This window comes from Aeromicrobium piscarium, assembly GCF_007421815.1.
Taxonomy (GTDB): Bacteria; Actinomycetota; Actinomycetes; order Propionibacteriales; family Nocardioidaceae; genus Aeromicrobium; species Aeromicrobium piscarium.
Window position 1 is genome coordinate 1 of sequence record NZ_VLNT01000029.1, and the last position, 19,835, is coordinate 19,835.

Genomic DNA, 19,835 nt, shown 5'->3' on the forward strand with positions numbered 1-19,835 from the left:
CTCGAAGAAAGACATCATCCGCTGCCTCAAACGACTCATCGCCCGCGAGATCTACTACGTCCTCACCGCTGACCACGTCGAGCCCAGACGCCTCACCCTCGCCGCTTGACATCCATAGGAGCATCCCGAGGCTCACTACCTGAGCCCTCGGCGGTCGAGTAGGTGAAGGCCGTTCACGGCGGCGGGGTGTGGTCTCGCTCCGTGGCGGCTATGCCCCTCGTGCCACGGCTCCATCGTCACGTGCTCGCCGTGTCTACTCGATCACCGAACTGTCACCTCGGCGGTTGTTGCGGGGGCGTCAGTGGCGCAGGATCTGGTCGAAGGTCGCGATCGTGTAACGCACGGCGGCCGGCACGGTATCGCCGATCGCCGGAGCCGTGACATCGGCCGGCAGCAACACCATGCTCGCCTGCATGTGCGGCGGCTCAGCGAACCAGCGCTGCTTGCCGGCGACGGTGAAGGGTGAGAGAGCCCGGCCGGCGGCGGCTAGGCCTCCCTTGGCCAGGGACTTGCCGCGGTCGACCGTGCTCGCGACGGCACGCGGTGCCTCCAGGCCGACTCCATGGCTGGTGCCACCGGCGATGATCAGCACGTGACCGTCACGCGGCACGGGACGCTGGCGGTAGCCGATGCGCTCGCCGCGTTCGACGAAATGCCGGTCGAGGACCGTCGCCCGGACCTCCAATGCCCCCAGGTCGCCGAGCCACAGCGAGGTGCCGATCCGCGGACGGATCGTCAGCTGAGGCCTGCGCTCGCGCAGCTGGCTCAACTCGACGGGCGTGAGATGGGAGACGAAGAGGGTCGTGGTGTCGAGTCGAGAGGTCTCCAGCACGGCGGCCCACTGTTCGGCCTCGCGTAGATTGCCGCCGGCCATCGGCAGGTGGATCGCGAATCCCTCGACGACCAGCTCGCCGAGCGCCTCGGTGGCGGGGGCGAGCTCATGGCGGTCCAGCCCATGCCGCGACATCGAGGTCTCGCCCTCGACGATCACGCGCGCGCCGGCGTGTTCACCGGCCAGCTGGGCGATGTCCTCGACGCGACCGACCGTGTGGATGACGCGCTCGTCGAGGACGACATCGGTCGTGAACGGTCGCCACGGGGTGAGCACCATGACCGAGCCGTCGAACCGGTCGAGGGCGCCGGGGACCTCGGCATAGGTGCCGACCGCGATCAGGTCGGCACCGAGCTCACGGCTCTCGTCGGCGAGCAGATCGCGGCCGAGGCCGTATCCGTTGCCCTTGATGACCGGGACCATGCCGGGGGTGGTGTCGCAGATGTGACGCAGGTGGTCGCGCCACCGCTTCTCGTCGAGGTGGAGATCGAATGCCATGGTGTCCTCCCGATCAGCCGCGCCGGCGCAGATAAGCCGTGAAACCGGCGTAGAGCGCGCGGTTCAACGGTAGATCCCATTCGCCGAGATACTCGGTGGCCTCACCGCCGGTGCCGACCTTGAAGCGGATCAGGCCGACGTGCGGGTCGTCCTCGTCGAGGGTCTCGGTGATGCCACGCAGATCGTAGACCGTCGCGCCCCGAGCCATCGCGTCGCGGATCATCTGCCACTGGATCGCATTCGAGCCGCGGACGTCCCGCTTGGCCGAGGTCGACGCACCGTAGGAGTACCAGGCGTGCTCGCCGACCTGGACGAGTGTCGTGGCGGCGACGAGATCGCCCTCGTGGTGGGCGAGATAGAGGCTCAGCCGGTCCGGGTCCTCCCCCGTGAGGGCGTCCCACATGGTCTCGAAGTAGGACAGCGGCCGCGGGGTGAAGTGGTCGCGCTCGGCGGTCTCGGCGTAGACCGTGTGGAAGGCGGCGAGATCCTCGCGTCCGCCTCGGGTCACCTCCACGCCCGCCTTCGCCGCCTTGCGGATGTTGCGGCGCCACTGCTGGTTCATGCCGGCGAGGAGGTCCTCCTCGGTGCGTCCTGCGAGTGGGATCTGGAAGTTGTACTTCGGCTGTCCGGCGGCGAATCCGCCGTCGGTCGACAGTTCGCGCCAGCCGAGTGAGCGCAGCCGGTCGGCGATCGCCAGTGCCTCGGTGTCCTGCTCGTCGGCCGGCACATCGCTCAGCTGGGCGAGCACGGGATCGGCCAGGGCGGCCTTGATGGTGGCCGCGGACCAGCGGCGGGTGACGACCGGTGGTCCCATGCGGATACCGAAGGCGCCTTGGGACTTCAGATGGGCGGCCAGCGCCGAGAGCGCGCCGTCGAGCTCGTCGCCGGTCCAGTCGAGATCGGGACCCTCGGGCAGATAGGCCAGGTACCGCTTGAGCTTCGGCAGCTGACGGTAGAGCACGAGACCGGCACCGACGAGCTCGCCGCCGGCGAACCAGCCGAGGGACTCGCCGCGCCACTCGCTCTTGACGGTCGCCCACGCGGGGGTCTGCAGGAAGCTGACGGACCGCCGGCTCGCGATGAAGGCGAGGTGATCGTCGGTCGGGATCGCGCGCACCTGGAGAGAGGACTTCACCCGTCCGAGGCTACCGGCCCGGCGGCTGACATCGGCCGCGAGCGGGGCCCGCTTGATCCGTCAGGCCATCATGCTTAGGCTTACCTAAGTGAACTCCTATCGCGCCGTCGTGCGGGGCCGGCGACAGCTCAGCCCGCATCTGGTGACCATCACGCTCGGCGGTCTCGACGGATGGGTCTCGACCGGTGTCCCCGACGAGTATGTCCGGGTCTTCATCGCCCTGCCGGGGCACGAACTCGTCCTGCCGATCATGGGCGGACAGCGAGGCTGGAGCTTCCCCGAGGACGTCACGCCCCCGGAGCCGCGCGTCTACACGATCTCCGATCACCGCATCGTCGACGGTGATGTACAGATCGATCTGGACATCGCCGTGCACGACACCGGACTCGGTTCGGACTGGGCCCGCACGTGCGTGGTCGGCGACGAGGTCGCCGTGATCGACCCACACGGCTTGTACAAGCCGCGCGCGGATGTGGGCTGGCAGCTGCTCGTCTGTGACATCACCGGAGTCCCCGCGCTGGCCCGGATCCTGCGTGAGGCGGAGCCCGGCCGGCGTATCGAGGCCCACGTCGTGCTCACCGATGCCGCCGACGAGATCGCCTTGCCCAGTGCGGCCGATCTCGACGTCACCTGGCAGGTGGTGGCCGATGAGACCCGCATCGGCGACGCGCTCGTCGCCGCCGTCTGCGAGCGGGAGCTCCCCGAGGAGGACCGCTATGTCTGGCTCGCGGGCGAGGCGGCGGCGAGCCGGGCGGTGCGCAAGCGCCTGCGCCGCGAGCTCGGCTGGGCCCAGTCGGACTTCTACACCTGCGGATACTGGCAGTTCGACGCCGAGGCCTGGAATGCCCGCTATGCCGCGGTGGCCGATGAGGTCACGGCCGAGGCGATCGCCGCCTATGAGCGAGCCGCCGGTGACGAGGGTCGCTATCTCGACGATCTCGAGGACATCTACGAGCGCGCCGGCCTCTAGTCGCTCACCCCGCGTTGGGCGGTGAGTCATCCCGTACCGCGGCGCCGGGCGGTGAGTTAGCGTCCTTTCTCCCTTGGTTAGCGGTGAGTAGGCGTCCTTCCGCGCGTGAGAAAGGACGCTGAGGCACCGCTCGCCCGGGCGGAAGGACGCCTACTCACCGGCCACGGGTCCGGTCGCTGCTCTAGGTGATGACGGCACGCCGGCGGTGCACCAGCGCCTCGGCGATCAGCAGGGTCAGCACCAGCGCGGCGCCGATGGCGAAGAGCGTCATCGGCATCGTCAGCGATCCGCTGGGGGCGAGAAGCGCCGACTCATCGGTCTGCCACGGCCAGAGCGCGCGCAACGAGCCCGCCATCAGCCCGGTCATGATGGCCAGCGTGATGCGCCGGTGCTCGCGCAGCAGCCAGCGCAGCACCTGGACGAATCCGCCGAGTCCGATGACGGCACCCAGGCCGAACACGGCGATGTAGGCGAGGTTCCGGTCGTTGAGCGCATCGAGAGTGGGCGCGTAGAGCCCGAGCACCAGCAGGATGAAGGAGCCGGAGAGGCCGGGCATCACGAGGGCGCAGATCGCGACCGCGGCCGCCAGGCCCACGATCCACAGCGGCGGGTCCTCGATCGTCGCGGGCGGGATGCCGGTGACGAGGAAGGCGGCCACGGCGGCGAGCACCGCCAGCGCCACCTCCCGGCCTCGCCATCGTTCGCCCACCATGCGCGCGGGCACGGCGATCGAGATCAGGATGAGACCGGCGAAGAAAGCCCGCGCCTCGACCGGGTGATCCTCGATGACCGGAGCCAGCAGACGGGCGGCGGTGATGACGGCGACGGCCATGCCGACGACCACCGGCAACACGATTCCCCACTGGACGGCGCTGAGGTCGTGCCGGGCGCGTGCGGTTCCGCGACCGCGGATCGGGTCGGCCACGAGGCGCAGGAGACCCCGGGCGAGGTGACCGGCGGAGTCGATGAGGGTCTCGTACAGTCCGATGATCAGGGCCACGGTGCCGCCGCTGACACCGGGCACGATCTCGACGAGGCCGATGAATCCGCCGCGAACGACGTCGAGCAGGGTTCGAGTAGGACGCACGGGGCACCAGCCTACGGCCGCGCGCCAGCCGTGGGCGGAGCGTGTCAGCCGACCCGCTGGTGGCGGGGGAGCTTCCAATAGCTGCAGAAGCTGATCTGACCGGTGGAGAGTCCGCGCCCCACGAGATCGCGGCGGGCGCTGGAGACGAGTCCCTGTTCGCCCGCGAGCCACGCATGCCCGGGGACGCTGGCCGAGCCGACCGCGGCCAGCGCGGCCTGGCCGACGGTTGCGTCGTGACCACGGACGAGGTAGCGCACCTCCACCCCCTCCGGGGCATCCACCTCGAGCCGGTCGTCGGCATCGGCGACCTCGCAGACGGCGAGGCCCCGTGCCGACCCCGGAAGCGACGCGAGGATGCCGCTCATCGCCGGGAGCCCGGTCTCGTCGGTCGCGAGGAGGACATCGTCGACGCCGCGTTCGGGATTGAAGCCGATCCCCTCGTCGATGATCGCCAGTCGGTCGCCCGGTGAGCAGCGGGCGGCCCACGCGGCGGCGCTCTGCGTCGGATCGTCGGTGGGTCCGTGCACGACGAAGTCGATGTCGATCTGGGGACCGTGGGTGCTGAGCGCGCGGTGGGCGCGCACGGTGTAGTTGCGCATCAGCGGGCGATCGCTCATGGCCAGATAGCGCAGGTACCCCAGGGTCTCGTTGGCCTTGGCGGGGATGCGGTCGAGGGCTCCGGCATCGCCGGTGGGGAGGAACAGCCGGAACCACTGGTCGAAGCCCATCGGGGTGAAGCGGTCGATATCGCCGCCGCCCACGGTGACCCGGCGGAAATGCGGACTGAGCCGGGTCGTGCGCAGCACCTGCAGGTGCAGCAGTGTTCGTTGCGCCGGCTTGATCATCGCACTCGCGCGAGCCGCCATGGGACCTCCTTGGATACTCATATAGTAAGGCAAGCCTTCCCTTCTAAAGTGTGACCCGTGTCTCATGATGTGGCGACCCGACTCGACATCGCTTAGCGCTAAGTGTCTTATAGGAAAGCAATTAACTGCCAAGCAATCGTCCCCGCGGACGAACGCGAGCACCGTGGCTGATGGCCTCCAGACCGGTCCTGCCGGGGAGGCCCGGTCTGGTCCACCCCACGGGTGGACCCGGGGTCGAGATCGAAGGAGAGCAACGTGAGTGGCGAGCCGAGACGACGATGGACCGCAGTCGCACTGGGGGTGGTGGTATTCCTGATGCTGTCGGCGTGCGGCTCAGGAAGTGAGCCGCAGACCGATGCCGAGGGTCGCGAGACCGTGAAGATCCGCACCGATGTCTACTACTCCGGCGCGGTGCTTCCGCTGGTCGCCGGCGTCGAGACCGGCATCTTCGAGAAGCACGACCTGAACGTCGAGCTCAATGAGGGCAAGGAGTCGGCGACGACGATCCAGACGGTCGGCAACGGATCGGACGATATCGGCTATGTGGACGCCGGCAGCCTCGTCCAGTCGGCGGCCCAGGGCATCGACGTGCGGATGGTCGCGGGCATGGTCCAGGACTCCTCGCTCGCGCTCTACGCCCTCGAGGAGTCGGGCATCGCCTCCCCGGAGGACCTCGAAGGCAAGACCGCCGGGTACACGCCAGGCTCGGCCGCCGAGCGGATCTTCCCGGCGTACGCCGAGGCCGCGGGCATCGACGAGGCGTCCGTGCAGTTCCGCAATGTCGACATCCCGACGCGCACCGAGCTGTTCATGGCCGGTCAGACCGACTTCACCTTCGGCCTGCTCAACGTCAGCGGACCCAATATCGGGCTCAAGTGCGACTGCGACCCCATCGTCATGCCCTACAGCGACGAGGGCATCCACATGCTCAGCTCGGGCATCGTCGCGGGATCGGACTTCCTGGAGGACCGGCCCGAGACCATGGAGCGCTTCCTGGCCGCGCTGACCGAGGCCGTCGAGTGGACGAATGCGAACACCGAGGAGGCGGTCGAGGCCTTCTATGCCTACGCCCCCGACAGCACGGTCGACCGCGGGGTCCTGGCCGAGCAGTGGGGCATCTCGATGGAGCTCGCGTACACCGAGTCCACCGACGGCCAGCCCTTCGGCTGCATGTCGAAGGAGGACTGGACCTCGACGACTGAGCTGATGGAGACCTACGGCGGAGTGGACGAGGGCCGGGTGGCGGTCGAGGACATCGCCGACAACGGGTTCCTGCCGGAATCCTGCACCGACGAGCTGGGAGCTGACTCATGACGGCCGCGGTGCGCGAGGAGCCGTTCATCCGGTTCCGCGATGTCGAGAAGTCCTTCTCCACCAAGAACGGCACCGTCACCGCCGTCGAGCGGCTGTCGCTCGACATCGCCGAAGGGGAGTTCCTCGCGATCGTGGGACCCAGCGGCTGCGGCAAGAGCACCCTGCTGATGGCGCTCGCCGGCCTGACCCAGCCCACCTCGGGCTCGATCGATGTCGGCGACGAGCGGGTCGACGGCCCGATGACCACCGCGGGCATCGTCTTCCAGAGCGCTGAGCTCCTCAGCTGGCGGACGGCACTGGAGAACATCCTGCTTCAGGCCGAGATCCGCAAGCTCGACAAGAACGCCTACCGCGAGCGGGCCCTGCAACTGCTGGCCGACGTGGGACTGGAGGGCTTCGCCGACCACTACCCCGACGAGCTCTCCGGAGGCATGCAGCAGCGGGTCGCCCTGTGCCGTGCATTGCTGCACGAGCCGAGCATGGTGCTCATGGACGAGCCACTGGGGGCACTCGACGCGATCACCCGCGACCAGGTCCAACTGGATCTGCAGCATCTCTGGCTCACGGTGCGCAGCACCGTCGTCCTCATCACCCACAGCATCGAGGAGGCCGTCTTCCTCGCCGACCGCGTCGTGGTGCTGAGCCCTCGACCGGCGAGTATCGCCGCCGACCTGACGATCGACCTGCCCCGCCCGCGGCACATCGCCGACCGGGGCTCGGAGGAGTTCCGTGGTCACGTGAACGCGATCCGTGAGGAGTTCTCGCGACTGGGGGTGTTCGGCGATGACGAGTGAGCAGACGGTCACCGCGCCCTCCACCGCGCGACCGACCACGACCCGTGACGGCGTGATCCAGGCGAAGCTCGCGGGGGCGGCACGTCGCTGGCTTCCGAGCACGACCCTGCTCGTGCTGCTGGTCGGCGCCTGGCAGATCGCCTCGTCGACCGGGCTCGTCGAGGAATACGTGCTGCCGGCGCCTTTCACCATCGTGGAGTCGATGGTCGTCGACGCCTCGCGCTACTGGGAGGCGTCCGTGCCGACGCTCTGGGCGATCGTGCTCGGCTTCGTGCTGTCGGTCCTGGTGGCCGTGCCCATCGCGATCGGGATGGTCTACAGCCCGCTCTTCGAGCGCGTCCTCTATCCGCTGCTGGTCCTGTCGCAGGTGGTGCCGAAGGTCGCCATCGCGCCGCTGTTCATCATCTGGTTCGGCTTCGGCGATCCGCCGAAGATCCTCATGGTGGTGCTGATCAGCTTCTTCCCCCTCGTGATCGACGCCGCTGTGGGCTTCCATGCCGCTCGTCCCGAGAGCCTCATGCTCGTGCGCTCGATGGGCGCGAGCCGCTGGCAGGCGTTCTGGAAGATCCGCTTCCCATGGGCGTTGCCGAGCATCTTCGCCGGGGCGAAGGTCGCGATCACGCTCGCGGTCGTCGGCGCGGTCGTGGCGGAGTTCGTCGGAGCCGATCGCGGCCTGGGGGTGCTCATCACCCAGGCGCGCGGGAACCTGGACACTGTGACCGTGTTCGCCGGTATCGGCTACCTGTCGGCGCTGGGTCTGGTGCTCTTCGCGATCATCGGCCTGCTCGAGCGGCTGCTGGTGCGAGGCAGCCGGAGCGGACGCTCGTTCGAGGCGGCCGGTGGACTGTGAGCGAGGAGAAGGGCGTTGACGTGAGCGAGACACCGGCCCAGGCGGCGGACCGACCCGACAAGGTCGACGAGGTGGTGCGGGACTGGGAGCGTGAACGTCCCGACCTGCCGCCGTTGTCGGCGATGGGGGTCTTCGGCCGGCTCTCGCGCATCGTCACGCGGCAGCGCGCGATCTTCAACGCCCGCCACGAGGCGGCCGGGTTGTCGCTGGGCTCCTTCGACGTGCTCGCGAATCTCCGGCGCTCGGGTGCCTCGGCTCGCAAGACCGCCACCGAGCTGGCCGAGTCGTCCATGCTCACCAGCGGCGGGATCTCGCTGCGGCTGGACCGGATGCAGGCCGATGGCCTGATCGAGCGCAACCGCGACGCGCGGGACCGGCGAGTCGTCCACGTCTCGCTGTCGGAGCGGGGCCGCGACCTCATCGATGCCGTCTACGGACAGCACGTGCTGGCGCAATCGACGCTGCTTGCCGACCTCGATGAGGAGGAACTGGGGCTGCTCGATCGCCTGCTGCGCAAGATCGAGGAGTCGATCGATCGCCACGCGGACACCGCGCGGGAGCTGCCCGTCCACGCACCGGAGGCGGCGGAACGAGGCTGAGAGGGCCCGCCGGGTCAGCTGGGCAGTGCCCGGCGCGGCTCGGCGGGCACGATCAGCAGCAGCATCCCGGCCTCCTCGGGGGTCCGATCGGCCTTGCGGTGGTTGCAGCGCAGGCACGCCGCGACGGCGTTCTCCCACGACAGTGTGCCGCCGCGCGATCGGGGGAGGACGTGATCGACCGTCTCGGCACGGCCGCCGCAGTAGGCGCAACGCTGGCGGTCGCGGGCCTTGATCGCGGTCTTGGTGCACAGCCGTCCGGGACGGTGCATCCACGCGGTGACGACATAGCGCACGAGTCGCAGCACCGTGGGGCGGGGGAAGGGGCCGAAGCTCGTGTCATCGGACTCCTCGATGACGGCGACCTCGCGGACGAGCATCTTGATGGCGTGCCGCAGGGAGACGCGTTGCAGTGGCTCGTAACTCGCGTTGAGCACCAGCACATCGCCCATCTGCGTACCCTTTCCGCTACGCATCGTAACCGCTCGGTGCTGACGGGAGGCATCGTCGACATGAACGAGTCACCCGGAATCCGCTCGAAAAGTGTTCGACACGAATCCCCCCTAGGGTGGGGACGTGACGGACGGACGACTCTTCGACGGGTATGGACCCCTCGCCGGATATGACGAGATGTTCACCGCCACCGGTCTGCGTGAGCTCTACGCCGGCATCGCGGAGGCCTTCGGCGAGATGGGCACCGAGGACGTACGCCAGCGGGCCGACTCCCTGGCCTCCTCCTATCTGGAGCAGGGGATCACCTTCGGCGTGGCGGGGGAGGAACGACCCTTCCCCCTCGACATCGTCCCGCGCATCATCGAGGCCGAGGCGTGGGAGACCGTCGACGCCGGAGTCCAGCAACGGGTCAAGGCGCTGGAGGCCTTCCTCGCGGACGCGTACGGCCCCGGCGAGCTGTTCAGCGACGGGGTGGTGCCCCGCGAGACGGTCATGACCTCCCCGCACTATCACCGGGTCGTCGCCGGAGTGGACCCGGCGAACGGTGTGCGGGTCCACGTGGCGGGGGTCGACCTCATCCGCGACGAGGGCGGTGAGTTCCGGGTGCTGGAGGACAATGTCCGCGTTCCCTCCGGTGTCTCCTATGTGATGACCAACCGCCGCGCGATGTCGGCGGCGCTGCCCGAGGTCTTCGCCGATCACCGCATCCGACCGGTCGCCCGCTACTCCCGGGCCCTGCTGCACGCCCTGCGCGCCGCGGCGCCGGCGGGCGTCAACGATCCCACGGTCGTCGTGCTGACCCCCGGCGTCTACAACTCGGCCTACTTCGAGCACACGCTGCTCGCTCGCACGATGGGCGTCGAGCTGGTCGAGGGCCGCGACCTCGTCTGCCACGCGGGACGCGTCATGATGCGCACCACCGCGGGGCTCGCGCCGGTCCACGTCATCTATCGGCGGATCGACGACGAGTTCCTCGACCCCGTGCAGTTCCGGGCCGACTCCGCGCTGGGGGTCCCCGGTCTCATCAACGCGGCGCGCGCGGGCAATGTGACGATCGCCAATGCGGTCGGCAACGGGGTCGCCGACGACAAGCTGCTCTACACCTATGTGCCCGATCTGATCCGCTACTACCTCGGCCAGGAGCCGATCCTCCGCAATGTCGACACCTGGCGCCTCGGCGACGCGGACCAGCGCGAGGAGGTCCTCGACCGCCTCGGCGAGCTGGTGCTCAAACCCGTCGACGGTTCGGGCGGCAAGGGCATCGTCATCGGCCCGGCGGCGAGCCCCGCAGAGCTGGACGAGGTCCGCGGCAAGATCCTCGCCGACCCCCGCGACTGGATCGCGCAGCCGGTGGTGTCGTTGTCGACGGTCCCGACCCTCGTGGAGGACGGCATCCGGCCCCGTCACGTGGACCTGCGGCCGTTCGCGGTGAACGACGGCGACGAGGTGTGGGTGCTGCCCGGTGGCCTGACGCGCGTGGCCCTTCCCGAGGGCGAGCTCATCGTCAACTCCTCGCGCGGAGGCGGCTCCAAGGACACCTGGATCCTCGCCCGCGACGCCGAATCGGCCGAGGCCGAGGAGACCGAGCTGCTCCTCGAGGAGCAGTCCCAGTCCGGAGGTGATGTGTGATGCTCAGCCGGATCGCGGAGTCGCTGTTCTGGATCGGCCGCTATGTCGAGCGCGCCGACGACACCGCCCGCCTCCTGGACGTGCAGATGCAGGTGCTCGTCGAGGACCCGGGCCTCGACGAGGTCGCCGTGTGCGACCAGCTGCTCACCGTGATGGGCATCGAGGACTTCGATGGTGTGCCCAACCGATGGTCGATCCTCAAGCTCCTGGCCCTGGACGCGTCTTCGACCTCCTCGATCGTGGCCGTCATCGGCGGCTTGCGCGAGGCCGCGCGCAGCACTCGCGAGACCATCTCCACCGACATCTGGTCGGCGATCAACGCCACCTGGCAGGGCGTGCCGATGGCCACGTCGATGCGACCGCCGGAGATGTTCGCGTGGGTGCGTGGCCGGACCGCCATGATCACCGGCATCGCGGAGGACACCATGCCGCGCGACCAGGGCTGGTACTTCTACAGCCTCGGGCGCAGCCTGGAACGCGCCGACATGACGGCTCGCATCCTCGCTGCCGCCGCGAGCAGCGGGGCTCAGGTGGCCTGGTCGAACACCCTGCGCGCGTGCAGTGGCTATGAGAGCTTCATCCGGACCTATCGCGGCATCGAGGCCGATCGTGCGGCGGCGGAGTACATGCTGCTGGACCGCTGGTTCCCGCGCTCGGTCGTCTCGGCGTTGATGGAGGCGGAGCTGGCGCTCGAGAGGCTCGAGCGCAGCGGCCGTCGCGCCGGATTCGCCGACGAGGCGCAACGGCTGCTGGGGCGGGCCCGCACCGAGCTGGAGTACCGGCCGCTCGGCGAGATCATGGACAATCTGCCCTTCGAGATGGAGCGGATACAGCGTTCCTGCGGTACGGCCAGCGACGCGCTGACGTCGCGGTACTTCGCCCAGGAGGAATGGCACGAGTGGTCCGGGAGGGTGTCGCTATGAGTGGTGCCGACACGATGCAGTGGCGCGTCCGTCACGTCACGAGCCACCGCTATGCCGAGTCCTCGGCGGCGACGTACAGCGAGGCACGCCTGATTCCGCTGACCACCGGCGATCAGGTGGTGCTCCGATCGCGGGTCGAGATCGACCCGAGCGCATGGTCGCAGGAGTACCGCGACTACTGGGGCACCACGGTCACGGCCTTCGAGGTCACCGAGGAGCACGAGGTGCTGACCGTGTCGGCGACCTCGGTCGTCGACACGGGACCGGTCGATACCGGCTCGGTCGACGCGATCGGATGGGAGGGTCTGGCCGACCCTGATCTGCGCGATCGGCACTGCGAGTACCTCGCCCCCAGTGAGGTCACCGACCCCGATGCGGGCCTCGCATCCCGGTTGCTGGATATCCGGGAGGCTTCGGGCTCGCCGGCCGAGTACGTGCATGCGGTGGGCGAGATCGTGCGGACCGAGGTGCAGCGGCTCGGCGCACCGACCCATGTCTCGTCGACCGCGCGCGAGGTGTGGGAGGCGCGTGCGGGAGTGGTGCACGATCTGGTGCACGTGGTCCTCGGTGCGCTGCGCCAGGCCGGGATTCCTGCTCGCTTCGTCTCCGGATATGTCCATGCCGATGATGATCCGCCAGTCGGCGAGACGTTCACCTCGGAGCCGTACGCGTGGGTGCAGTGGTGGGACGGTGACTGGACAGGCTACGACGTGCTCGAGGACGGCGCGATCGGCCCGCGGCACGTGGCCCTCGGCATCGGACGGGAGTTCGCCGATGTGCCACCGCTGCGGGGCATCTATGCGACCGGTGGGTCCGTGGACGCGATCGTCGAGGTCGAGCTCACCCGTCTCGCCTGAGCCGGTCAGTCGGTCTCTCGCGAGGCTCGCGCGGCGTCGAGCACTACCGGGTCGGTGCATCCGCGCGCGAAGCCGCGGATACGCCGGTCGATGTCGCGTTGCAGCATCACGCTGCCGATGCGTTCGGCCAGCGGAGCGAGCCACCGTGGCCGGCAGGTGAAGTTGTACCGCCAGACGGCGATCGTCCGTCCGGGCGTGTCCTCGGTGAACCGCCAGCCGGCGCCGAGCTTGGCGAAGAACCACGGTCCGGTGACCATCTTCATGCCGACGTTCGACGGGGGACGGTAGGAGACGTACTCGCTGATCATCCGGAAGCCGAGCCGGTGGACGGTGAGGGTCTGCACGCCGGTCCCCGGGTCGGTGGCGTCGCCGACGAAGCGTTGGCGACGGATGAACGGGTCCCACCGCAGCCGTGCCTCGCCGGTGGTCTGCGACACGGCGAAGGCGATGTCCGGGCTGACGGGGACGAGGACCTTCGACTCGACGACGGGCATGAATGCTCCTGTCTACTGGCTTGCCTGCATGGCGGCCGCTTGGCTGACGCGGCGGTGGAGCTCGTCGCGTTCCAGGTCGCGGGAGGCGGTGAGCCGGGCGGGACCGAGTCGGAGGCTGGCGTCGGTGAGGGGTTCGCAGCGGATCCCCGCGCGTCCGCGGAAGGCCTGGTGGGCGCCGGGCGCGTACATCTCGTTCATCCAGGCGCAGGGGTTGGCGGGGGTGATCGATCGGAAGCGTGCGATGCCGTCGGGAGTGTCGAGGGCGAACTCGGTGCGGACGAGCGCATCGACGTCGAGTCCTCGGGTGATGACATTGCGGCGGGCGAGGAGCGGGTCGAAGGGGCCGGAGTCGAGGTGCTCGGCGAGCCAGTCGACGGATTCTTCGGCGATGAAGGTGATCGCCGCGTAGGGGAATCCGGCGTTGAAGTAGCGGTCTCCCACGACGCCGAGTCCCGCACGGATGTCGATCCGGGTGGGGTGCTCGTCACCGTCGTAGGGTTCGGGGCCGTCGGCCGGACGGCCTTGGAAGCGGCGTCGGGGCGATACGACGAAGCCGACGATCTCCAGATCGGTGGGCGCCACGCTCATGGGTCGAGCCTATCCGTGGAACCTCTGAGGCGTGTCCGGTCGGTTGGATCGTTCTAGGCTCGGGTGTATGAGCGATGAGGTCTGGTACTCCGATCCGGTTCCCGAGACGCATCGGCCGTGGCAGGCCGCTGAGGATCGCTATCGTCATCGGCCCTATCGGCGGGTGGGTCGGTCGGGTCTGCTGTTGCCGCCGGTCTCGTTGGGGCTCTGGTACAACTTCGGCGACAACCGGACCTTCGACGACATGCGAGCGGTGCTGCGCCGCGCCTTCGATCTGGGCATCACGCATCTGGACCTGGCGAACAACTACGGGCCGCCTTACGGGAGCGCGGAGGAGAACTTCGGCCGGATGATGCGCGGCGATTTCGGCCCCTACCGTGACGAGTTGGTGATCTCGACCAAGGCTGGTTGGGACATGTGGCCGGGCCCGCACGGATTCCTGGGTTCGCGCAAGTACCTGCTGTCGAGCTTGGACGCGTCGCTACAGCGGATGAGCCTGGACTATGTCGACATCTTCTATTCGCACCGCGCGGACTCCGCGACACCGCTGGAGGAGACGATCGGGGCGATCGACACGGCGATCCGCCAGGGCAAGGCGCTCTACGGCGGCATCTCCTCGTATTCGCCGGAGCGGACGCGCGATGCGGCGCAGATCGCCCGCGATCTGGGGACGCCGCTGGTCATCCATCAGCCGGCGTATTCGATGGTGAACCGGTGGGTGGAGGATGAGCTGCTGGACACCCTGGACGACGTGGGGATGGGGTCGATCGCGTTCACGGTGCTCGCGCAGGGGCTGCTGAGCGATCGGTATGTCGGCGAGGGCGCTGTCGAACGTGCGACGGAGCGTCCGTCCTTCGACGAGTCGGTCGTGGAGCGCAATCAGGATCGTCTGCGTGGTCTCGCGGAGCTGGCCGGGGATCGAGGTCAGTCGCTGACGCAGCTGGCGATCTCCTGGGCCCTGCGTCCGGGCGGGGTGACCTCCGCGCTGGTGGGCGCGTCCCGTCCGGAGCAGCTCGACGAGAATGCGGCAGCGGCGGACCGCACCGATTTCACCGATGACGAGCTCGCTCGTATCGACGAGTTGGTGGGCCACGGCAATGACGACGCGATCGATCTGTGGAACACCTCGACCGTGATCGAGTGATCTCACGCCCTGAGGGCGGCGGACCACGAGAGATGTGTCTCTGCGGTTGCCGGGACTACCGCGGAATCACATCTTTCGTCCGCTGTGCACCAAGGATGTGCTTCGGCGGTCGCCAGGGCAACCGCAGAATCACATCCTGCGTCCGCCGCTCCTCGCTCCGGGTCCCCTGAGTGACTCTCAGGGTTGTCTCAGGGCAGAACCCGAGTGACGGGGCCGGCGCTGATTTCTAGGCTGTCGGACATGACCACCACCACCGTGGCCGCTCAGGCCCGCGACCTCGTGAAGATCTACGGTAAGAACGACGCCGAGGTGCACGCCCTCGACGGCGTCACCCTCGACATCCACGGCGGCGAGTTCACCGCCGTCATGGGCCCCTCGGGATCGGGCAAGTCGACCCTCATGCACTGCATGGCCGCCCTGGACGCGCCATCCGCGGGATCGGTCGTCATCGGTGACACCGAGCTCGCCGCGCTGAAGGACAAGGACCTCACGCGTCTGCGTCGCGACCGGATCGGCTTCGTGTTCCAGGCGTTCAACCTGGTCCCGACGCTGACAGCCGAAGAGAACATCCTCCTGCCGCTATCTATCGCCGGCCGCAAGCCCGATGACGACTGGTACCGCCAGGTCATCGAGGCCGTCGGACTGGCCGACCGGCTCAAGCACCGTCCGAACGAGATGTCCGGCGGCCAGCAGCAGCGCGTCGCCTGTGCCCGCGCGCTCGTCGGCCGGCCCTCGATCGTGTTCGCCGACGAGCCCACCGGCAACCTCGACAGCACGTCCGGGGCCGAGGTGCTCGGCTTCCTGCGCCGCAGCGTCGACGAGTTCGGACAGACGATCGTCATGGTGACGCACGATCCCGTCGCCGCCTCGTACACCGACCGGGTCGTCTTCCTCGCCGACGGCGTCGTCGTCGACGAACTGCGCAAGCCGACGGCCGAGACCGTCCTGGAGCGGATGACGGCCCTGCAGCAGCGCGCGATGAGCGCATCGCAGGAGGACTGACCGCATGCTCAAGGTCACGCTGCGCAACCTGCTCGCCCGCAAGGTGCGTCTCGTCCTCAGCGCCTTCGCGATCGTGCTGGGTATCGCCTTCGTCGCCGGCTCGCTGGTGTTCACCGACACGATGGGCAAGAGCTTCGACAACATCGTCTACGGCACCGTCTCGGACGTGAATGTGCGCTTCGAGGACTCCGGTCAGGCGGGGCTCGAGAACGAGGTCAACCTCGACGATCGCTCCATGCCGGCGTCGCTGGTGCAGACGATCGCGGACGTCGACGGGGTGGCGCGCGCCGACGGCAATGTCGAGGGCATGGGCCTGTTCGTCAAGAAGAAGGACGGCACCCTGCTCGGCGGCACCGGCGCGCCCACGCTCGCGTTCAACTGGAACGACGCTCCCAACGCCGACGGCGATCAGATCGCCACGATCAGCCAGGGCGAGATCCCCGAGGGTCCCGACGAGGTCGCGATCGACGAACGATCGATCGAGAACGCCGGCTACGAACTGGGCGACACCGTCGAGATGTTCACCACCGGAGCCGAGCCGCAGGTCGAGGCGAAGCTCGTCGGCATCGTGGAGTTCGCCGGCGGCGGATTGGCGGGCGCCACGCTCGTCACCTTCGACACCCCGCGCGCTCAGGAGCTCTTCCTGGACGGCCAGGACGCCTATTCCTCGATCTCGGTGGAGGCCGATCCCGGCGTCTCACAGACCGAGCTCGCCGACCGCGTCGCACAGGTGCTCCCGGACGGTGCCGAAGCGGTCACCGGTGACGACCTCGCCGACGAGACCCAGTCGATCATCAACACGGTGCTCGGCTTCCTCAATACCTTCCTGCTCGTCTTCGCGGCCATCGCGCTCGTCGTCGGTACCTTCCTCATCGTCAACACCTTCTCGATCCTGGTCGCCCAGCGCAGCCGGGAACTGGCGTTGCTGCGTGCCATGGGCGCCTCGCGCGGTCAGGTGACCCGTTCGGTCCTGACGGAGGCGTTCGCGGTCGGCGTGCTCGGCTCGACCCTCGGTCTCGTGCTCGGCTATGGGCTAGCGGCTGTCCTCAAGGCGTTGTTCGGGCAGTTCGGGCTCGACCTGTCCGGCACGGCCCTCGTCTTCGCGCCGCGGACGGTCATCGTGTCGTATGTCGTCGGCATCCTCGTGACGATGGTGGCAGCCTGGTTCCCGGCGCGGCGGGCGGCGAAGGTGCCACCGGTCGCCGCCATGCGCGACGATGTCGCCCTGCCGGAGGGCACGATCCACAAGCGGCTGATCGTCGGCGTCGCGCTGGCCGCGGCGGGTGCCGCGCTGATGGCTGCCGGTCTGTTCGGGGACGTCCCGAAGGCCCCGGCCTGGATCGGCATCGGCATCTTCTTCGTGCTGATGGCCGTCGCGCTCACCAGCCCGGTGACCGCGCTGCCGGTCATCGCACTCACCGGGGTGCTCAACCGCGCGCTGTTCGGCGCGGTCGGCCGGCTGGCCACGCAGAACGCCAGCCGCAACCCGCGGCGTACGGCAGCCACCGCATCGGCACTCATGATCGGCCTCGCGCTGGTGACCACCATGTCGGTGCTCGGGTCGTCGATCAACCGGTCGATCGAGGCCGGGGTGGACGAGCAGTTCACCACCGACTTCCTCGTGTCGAATGCGATCGGTCAGCCGTTCTCGACCACGGTCGCCGAGGATGTCGCGGCGCTGCCCGGTGTCGGCGAGGTGTCCGCGGAGCAGAACGTCGGGTTCGGTGTCGACGACCGGTCGGTCTACGGCTCTGCGGTGGATCCGGCCTCGCTGGACCGCATCTTCGAGCTGAGCTACAGCTCCGGGCACGCGCCAGAGGCCACCGACCAGATCGCGTTCAACGAGACGACCGCCGACCAGCTCGGGGTGAGCACGGGCGATCGCCTGGATCTGACCTTCCCGGGGACCGAGCTTCCGGTCACCGTCAGCGGCGTCTACGCCGACACCTATGTCGTCGGCCCGTCACTCGTCCTGCGCGATGTCATCGAGCAGGTGGGGCTGAAGCGGGTCGACTCCTATCTCGCGGTCAACGCCGCACCCGGGGCGGACCTCGACGAGGTGGGCGATGAGATCACCGATGCGGTCGCCGCCATCCCGACGGTCACCGTGCAGGACAAGCAGGAGTTCGCCGACGCCCAACGCGCGCAGGTGAACCAACTGCTCTACCTGATCTACGCGCTGCTCGGCCTGGCGATCGTGATCGCGGTCCTCGGTATCATCAACACGCTCTCGCTCAGCGTCATCGAGCGGACTCGCGAGGTCGGCCTGCTGCGGGCGGTGGGCCTGTCGCGCCGCCAGCTGCGGCGCATGGTGCGTCTGGAGTCGATCACGATCGCGGTCTTGGGGGCGTTGCTGGGGATCGCGTCGGGTCTGTTGTTCGGGGTGTCCCTGCGCAGTGCGTTCAGCCACGAGGGCATCACGCATCTCGCGATCCCGTGGGTGCAGCTGGCGGTCTTCGTCGTGGTGGCTGCGGTGGTCGGTGTGCTGGCCGCGGTCGTGCCGGCGTGGCGTGCTTCCCGGCTCAATGTCCTGCGGGCCATCGCCACGGACTGACGGACACCTGTCCGGCAGGGGTAGAGGGTCAACGTCATCGGTTGGGGATGAGGTTGACCCTCTACCGCCGTCCGGTACGAGAGGTTGATGGCCTACCGCCACCCACCGAGAGAGCGCTGTCACGTTCCGGTGAAATGTCTCCGGAACACCCCTCCGGCGCGGTAGCCTGAAGCCGATACGAGGGGAGGACGACGTGCGGCAACTCGCTCCCCACGGTGGCGCGGACCGTCCGGCCCTGCGGCGCGCGGAACGCGAGGCGTCGTCCTGGGGCCATCCCGAGGTCGACGTCGAGCATCTGCTGCTCGCCCTGGCCGATCTGCCGGGACCGGCGCGCAGTCTGCTGCTCGCCAACGGCGTCTCCTATGTCATCGCCTCGCTCGCCTTCGAGCGACAGCTCGGCAACGGCCGCGTCGCGCATCGCTCCCGGATCGAGCAGGCGAGCGCGCACGGGTCCTCGGCCGGCAGTGAGCTCAGCTGGTCGCCTCGCGCCCTCGAGGTGGTGCGCGGTGTCCAGTCGGGCAGCGACCTCGACCTCCTGGTGGCGGTGCTCACGGAGAACTCGGGAGCGACGGTCGCGGTCCTCGAGGCGGCCGGTACGAGTCCACGGGTGCTGTTGGGGGCTGTGGCCCGGACCGGTGGTCCGAAGATCCGGCGAGGGGCCTCCACGGCGGCGGCGACCCGGAGCCTTAGCATCGCGCACGCGGTCCGGATCGGTGTCCCGGCGGCGCTCGTGTGGTCCGATATCGACGATCCGGTGCGCTGGCCGCTGGCCCGTCCCGATCTCTCCGTGCGCGAGCATGGATCAGGGCAGTGGGAGTTCACCGTGGCCCGCCGAGGCGCGGCGGTCAGCGGCATGATCACCCTGCTGGCGCGGGTCGCCCCGTGGGGCGTGACCTTCGAGGTGACGTGGGATGGTCGGGCCGATGCCCAACGACACTCGTTCGTGGTGGTGGAGGAGTCGGCGGAGCTCACGACGCTGGAGCTGTACGTGCAGTCGGACTTCCGCTCCTCCGCGCCGACGTGGGTGCGCCGCCGGCTCGCGCGCACCGTCGAGCGCGCCTCCCGGCGCCGTGCGCGCGACGAGCTCGACGCCCTCGCGCGACATCTGGAGCGGCGCTTCGCCGACTGACAGTGATGATGTGGGTGAGCCCCGCAGCGGTCGTCCTGACTCAGCGACTGACTGACTGAGGGTCTTTAACGGGATCTGTCGGTCGATCCGCTGCGGGGCTCGTGTGCACTCACCAGACGA

General features: G+C 68.9%; 19 protein-coding genes. 12 read left to right on the top strand and 7 right to left on the bottom strand.

Annotation, left to right across the window (positions count from 1 at the left end; translation table 11 throughout):
* Positions 1 to 298: 298 nt before the first annotated feature.
* Together FNM00_RS17930 and FNM00_RS17935 are read right to left on the bottom strand one after the other, a co-directional pair.
* On the bottom strand, positions 299 to 1,330 hold the full coding sequence (locus tag FNM00_RS17930) for an alanine racemase (protein ID WP_143914908.1): 1,032 nt from the start codon (positions 1,328 to 1,330) through the stop codon (positions 299 to 301).
* Positions 1,331 to 1,343: 13 nt separating this feature from the next.
* Positions 1,344 to 2,465 carry a lipid II:glycine glycyltransferase FemX gene (locus FNM00_RS17935; RefSeq protein ID WP_143914909.1) on the bottom strand — a complete coding sequence of 374 codons (1,122 nt, stop codon included), beginning with the start codon at positions 2,463 to 2,465 and terminating at the stop codon, positions 1,344 to 1,346.
* An 88-nt stretch (positions 2,466 to 2,553) separates the two neighbouring features.
* Between FNM00_RS17935 and FNM00_RS17940 the strand changes: the two genes are divergently transcribed.
* Positions 2,554 to 3,435 (top strand): siderophore-interacting protein, encoded by an 882-nt coding sequence (locus tag FNM00_RS17940; protein WP_143914910.1) that lies wholly within the window; start codon positions 2,554 to 2,556, stop codon positions 3,433 to 3,435.
* Positions 3,436 to 3,616: 181 nt separating this feature from the next.
* Here the strand turns inward: FNM00_RS17940 and FNM00_RS17945 are convergent, their stop codons facing one another.
* Together FNM00_RS17945 and FNM00_RS17950 are read right to left on the bottom strand one after the other, a co-directional pair.
* Complete coding sequence (locus tag FNM00_RS17945) at positions 3,617 to 4,522, bottom strand: DUF368 domain-containing protein (protein WP_185973238.1); 906 nt, start codon at positions 4,520 to 4,522, stop codon at positions 3,617 to 3,619.
* Positions 4,523 to 4,566: 44 nt separating this feature from the next.
* Entirely contained in the window at positions 4,567 to 5,388 is an 822-nt protein-coding gene (locus FNM00_RS17950; RefSeq protein ID WP_143914911.1) for a siderophore-interacting protein, read from the bottom strand.
* Between the two features lie 255 nt (positions 5,389 to 5,643).
* On the opposite strand from FNM00_RS17950, the gene FNM00_RS17955 reads away from it, so the two are divergent.
* The 4 genes from FNM00_RS17955 to FNM00_RS17970 are packed head-to-tail and all read left to right on the top strand — an operon-like array spanning position 5,644 to position 8,945.
* A complete protein-coding gene (locus FNM00_RS17955; protein WP_143914912.1) occupies positions 5,644 to 6,702 on the top strand; it encodes an ABC transporter substrate-binding protein in 1,059 nt (352 codons plus the stop codon).
* A complete protein-coding gene (locus tag FNM00_RS17960; RefSeq protein ID WP_143914913.1) occupies positions 6,699 to 7,496 on the top strand; it encodes an ABC transporter ATP-binding protein in 798 nt (265 codons plus the stop codon). The genes FNM00_RS17955 and FNM00_RS17960 overlap by 4 nt, the downstream gene beginning before the upstream one ends.
* Positions 7,486 to 8,346 carry an ABC transporter permease gene (locus FNM00_RS17965; RefSeq protein ID WP_143914914.1) on the top strand — a complete coding sequence of 287 codons (861 nt, stop codon included), beginning with the start codon at positions 7,486 to 7,488 and terminating at the stop codon, positions 8,344 to 8,346. The genes FNM00_RS17960 and FNM00_RS17965 overlap by 11 nt, the downstream gene beginning before the upstream one ends.
* Positions 8,347 to 8,366: 20 nt before the next feature.
* Positions 8,367 to 8,945, top strand: a complete 579-nt coding sequence (locus FNM00_RS17970) for a MarR family winged helix-turn-helix transcriptional regulator (protein WP_205198247.1) — start codon at positions 8,367 to 8,369, stop codon at positions 8,943 to 8,945.
* A gap of 14 nt (positions 8,946 to 8,959) precedes the next feature.
* On the opposite strand, the gene FNM00_RS17975 is transcribed toward FNM00_RS17970, so the two are convergent.
* Positions 8,960 to 9,394, bottom strand: coding sequence for an HNH endonuclease (locus FNM00_RS17975; RefSeq protein ID WP_143914915.1), 435 nt, complete (start codon positions 9,392 to 9,394; stop codon positions 8,960 to 8,962).
* 124 nt (positions 9,395 to 9,518) lie between these two features.
* Here FNM00_RS17975 and FNM00_RS17980 point away from each other — a divergent pair, with 124 nt between their 5' ends.
* Genes FNM00_RS17980 through FNM00_RS17990 form a run of 3 tightly spaced genes read left to right on the top strand, consistent with a single transcriptional unit; the run spans position 9,519 to position 12,804 of the window.
* Positions 9,519 to 11,024: a circularly permuted type 2 ATP-grasp protein gene (locus tag FNM00_RS17980; protein WP_221933813.1), complete on the top strand. Its 1,506-nt coding sequence runs from the start codon at positions 9,519 to 9,521 to the stop codon at positions 11,022 to 11,024.
* The gene (locus FNM00_RS17985) at positions 11,024 to 11,947 is read left to right on the top strand and encodes an alpha-E domain-containing protein (RefSeq protein ID WP_143914916.1); all 924 of its coding nucleotides are present in this window, start codon (positions 11,024 to 11,026) and stop codon (positions 11,945 to 11,947) included. The genes FNM00_RS17980 and FNM00_RS17985 overlap by 1 nt, the downstream gene beginning before the upstream one ends.
* Positions 11,944 to 12,804, top strand: coding sequence for a transglutaminase family protein (locus FNM00_RS17990; protein WP_185973239.1), 861 nt, complete (start codon positions 11,944 to 11,946; stop codon positions 12,802 to 12,804). The genes FNM00_RS17985 and FNM00_RS17990 overlap by 4 nt, the downstream gene beginning before the upstream one ends.
* 5 nt (positions 12,805 to 12,809) lie before the next feature.
* Here FNM00_RS17990 and FNM00_RS17995 read toward each other — a convergent pair whose 3' ends face one another.
* On the bottom strand, positions 12,810 to 13,298 hold the full coding sequence (locus FNM00_RS17995; RefSeq protein WP_143914918.1) for an SRPBCC family protein: 489 nt from the start codon (positions 13,296 to 13,298) through the stop codon (positions 12,810 to 12,812).
* A gap of 12 nt (positions 13,299 to 13,310) precedes the next feature.
* A complete protein-coding gene (locus FNM00_RS18000) occupies positions 13,311 to 13,886 on the bottom strand; it encodes an MOSC domain-containing protein (protein WP_185973240.1) in 576 nt (191 codons plus the stop codon).
* Positions 13,887 to 13,953: 67 nt separating this feature from the next.
* On the opposite strand from FNM00_RS18000, the gene FNM00_RS18005 reads away from it, so the two are divergent.
* The 4 genes from FNM00_RS18005 (at position 13,954) to FNM00_RS18020 (ending at position 19,715) form a co-directional block, all read left to right on the top strand.
* Positions 13,954 to 15,030, top strand: a complete 1,077-nt coding sequence (locus FNM00_RS18005) for an aldo/keto reductase (RefSeq protein WP_143914919.1) — start codon at positions 13,954 to 13,956, stop codon at positions 15,028 to 15,030.
* Positions 15,031 to 15,270: 240 nt separating this feature from the next.
* Complete coding sequence (locus tag FNM00_RS18010) at positions 15,271 to 16,032, top strand: ABC transporter ATP-binding protein (protein WP_143914920.1); 762 nt, start codon at positions 15,271 to 15,273, stop codon at positions 16,030 to 16,032.
* Positions 16,033 to 16,036: 4 nt separating this feature from the next.
* Positions 16,037 to 18,586 carry an ABC transporter permease gene (locus FNM00_RS18015; RefSeq protein ID WP_143914921.1) on the top strand — a complete coding sequence of 850 codons (2,550 nt, stop codon included), beginning with the start codon at positions 16,037 to 16,039 and terminating at the stop codon, positions 18,584 to 18,586.
* Between the two features lie 193 nt (positions 18,587 to 18,779).
* The gene (locus tag FNM00_RS18020) at positions 18,780 to 19,715 is read left to right on the top strand and encodes an SRPBCC family protein (RefSeq protein WP_143914922.1); all 936 of its coding nucleotides are present in this window, start codon (positions 18,780 to 18,782) and stop codon (positions 19,713 to 19,715) included.
* The last annotated feature ends 120 nt before the right edge of the window (positions 19,716 to 19,835 follow it).

What these genes read in the sequence shown, in the direction of transcription:
- FNM00_RS18005 (WP_143914919.1), top strand. Translation starts at nt 13,954, where the DNA reads ATGAGCGATGAGGTCTGGTACTCCGATCCGGTTCCCGAGACGCATCGG.
- FNM00_RS17950 (WP_143914911.1), bottom strand. Translation starts at nt 5,388, where the DNA reads ATGGCGGCTCGCGCGAGTGCGATGATCAAGCCGGCGCAACGAACACTG.
- FNM00_RS17985 (WP_143914916.1), top strand. Translation starts at nt 11,024, where the DNA reads ATGCTCAGCCGGATCGCGGAGTCGCTGTTCTGGATCGGCCGCTATGTC.
- FNM00_RS18015 (WP_143914921.1), top strand. Translation starts at nt 16,037, where the DNA reads ATGCTCAAGGTCACGCTGCGCAACCTGCTCGCCCGCAAGGTGCGTCTC.
- FNM00_RS17965 (WP_143914914.1), top strand. Translation starts at nt 7,486, where the DNA reads ATGACGAGTGAGCAGACGGTCACCGCGCCCTCCACCGCGCGACCGACC.
- FNM00_RS18000 (WP_185973240.1), bottom strand. Translation starts at nt 13,886, where the DNA reads ATGAGCGTGGCGCCCACCGATCTGGAGATCGTCGGCTTCGTCGTATCG.
- FNM00_RS17960 (WP_143914913.1), top strand. Translation starts at nt 6,699, where the DNA reads ATGACGGCCGCGGTGCGCGAGGAGCCGTTCATCCGGTTCCGCGATGTC.
- FNM00_RS17930 (WP_143914908.1), bottom strand. Translation starts at nt 1,330, where the DNA reads ATGGCATTCGATCTCCACCTCGACGAGAAGCGGTGGCGCGACCACCTG.
- FNM00_RS18010 (WP_143914920.1), top strand. Translation starts at nt 15,271, where the DNA reads ATGACCACCACCACCGTGGCCGCTCAGGCCCGCGACCTCGTGAAGATC.
- FNM00_RS17975 (WP_143914915.1), bottom strand. Translation starts at nt 9,394, where the DNA reads ATGGGCGATGTGCTGGTGCTCAACGCGAGTTACGAGCCACTGCAACGC.
- FNM00_RS17990 (WP_185973239.1), top strand. Translation starts at nt 11,944, where the DNA reads ATGAGTGGTGCCGACACGATGCAGTGGCGCGTCCGTCACGTCACGAGC.
- FNM00_RS17995 (WP_143914918.1), bottom strand. Translation starts at nt 13,298, where the DNA reads ATGCCCGTCGTCGAGTCGAAGGTCCTCGTCCCCGTCAGCCCGGACATC.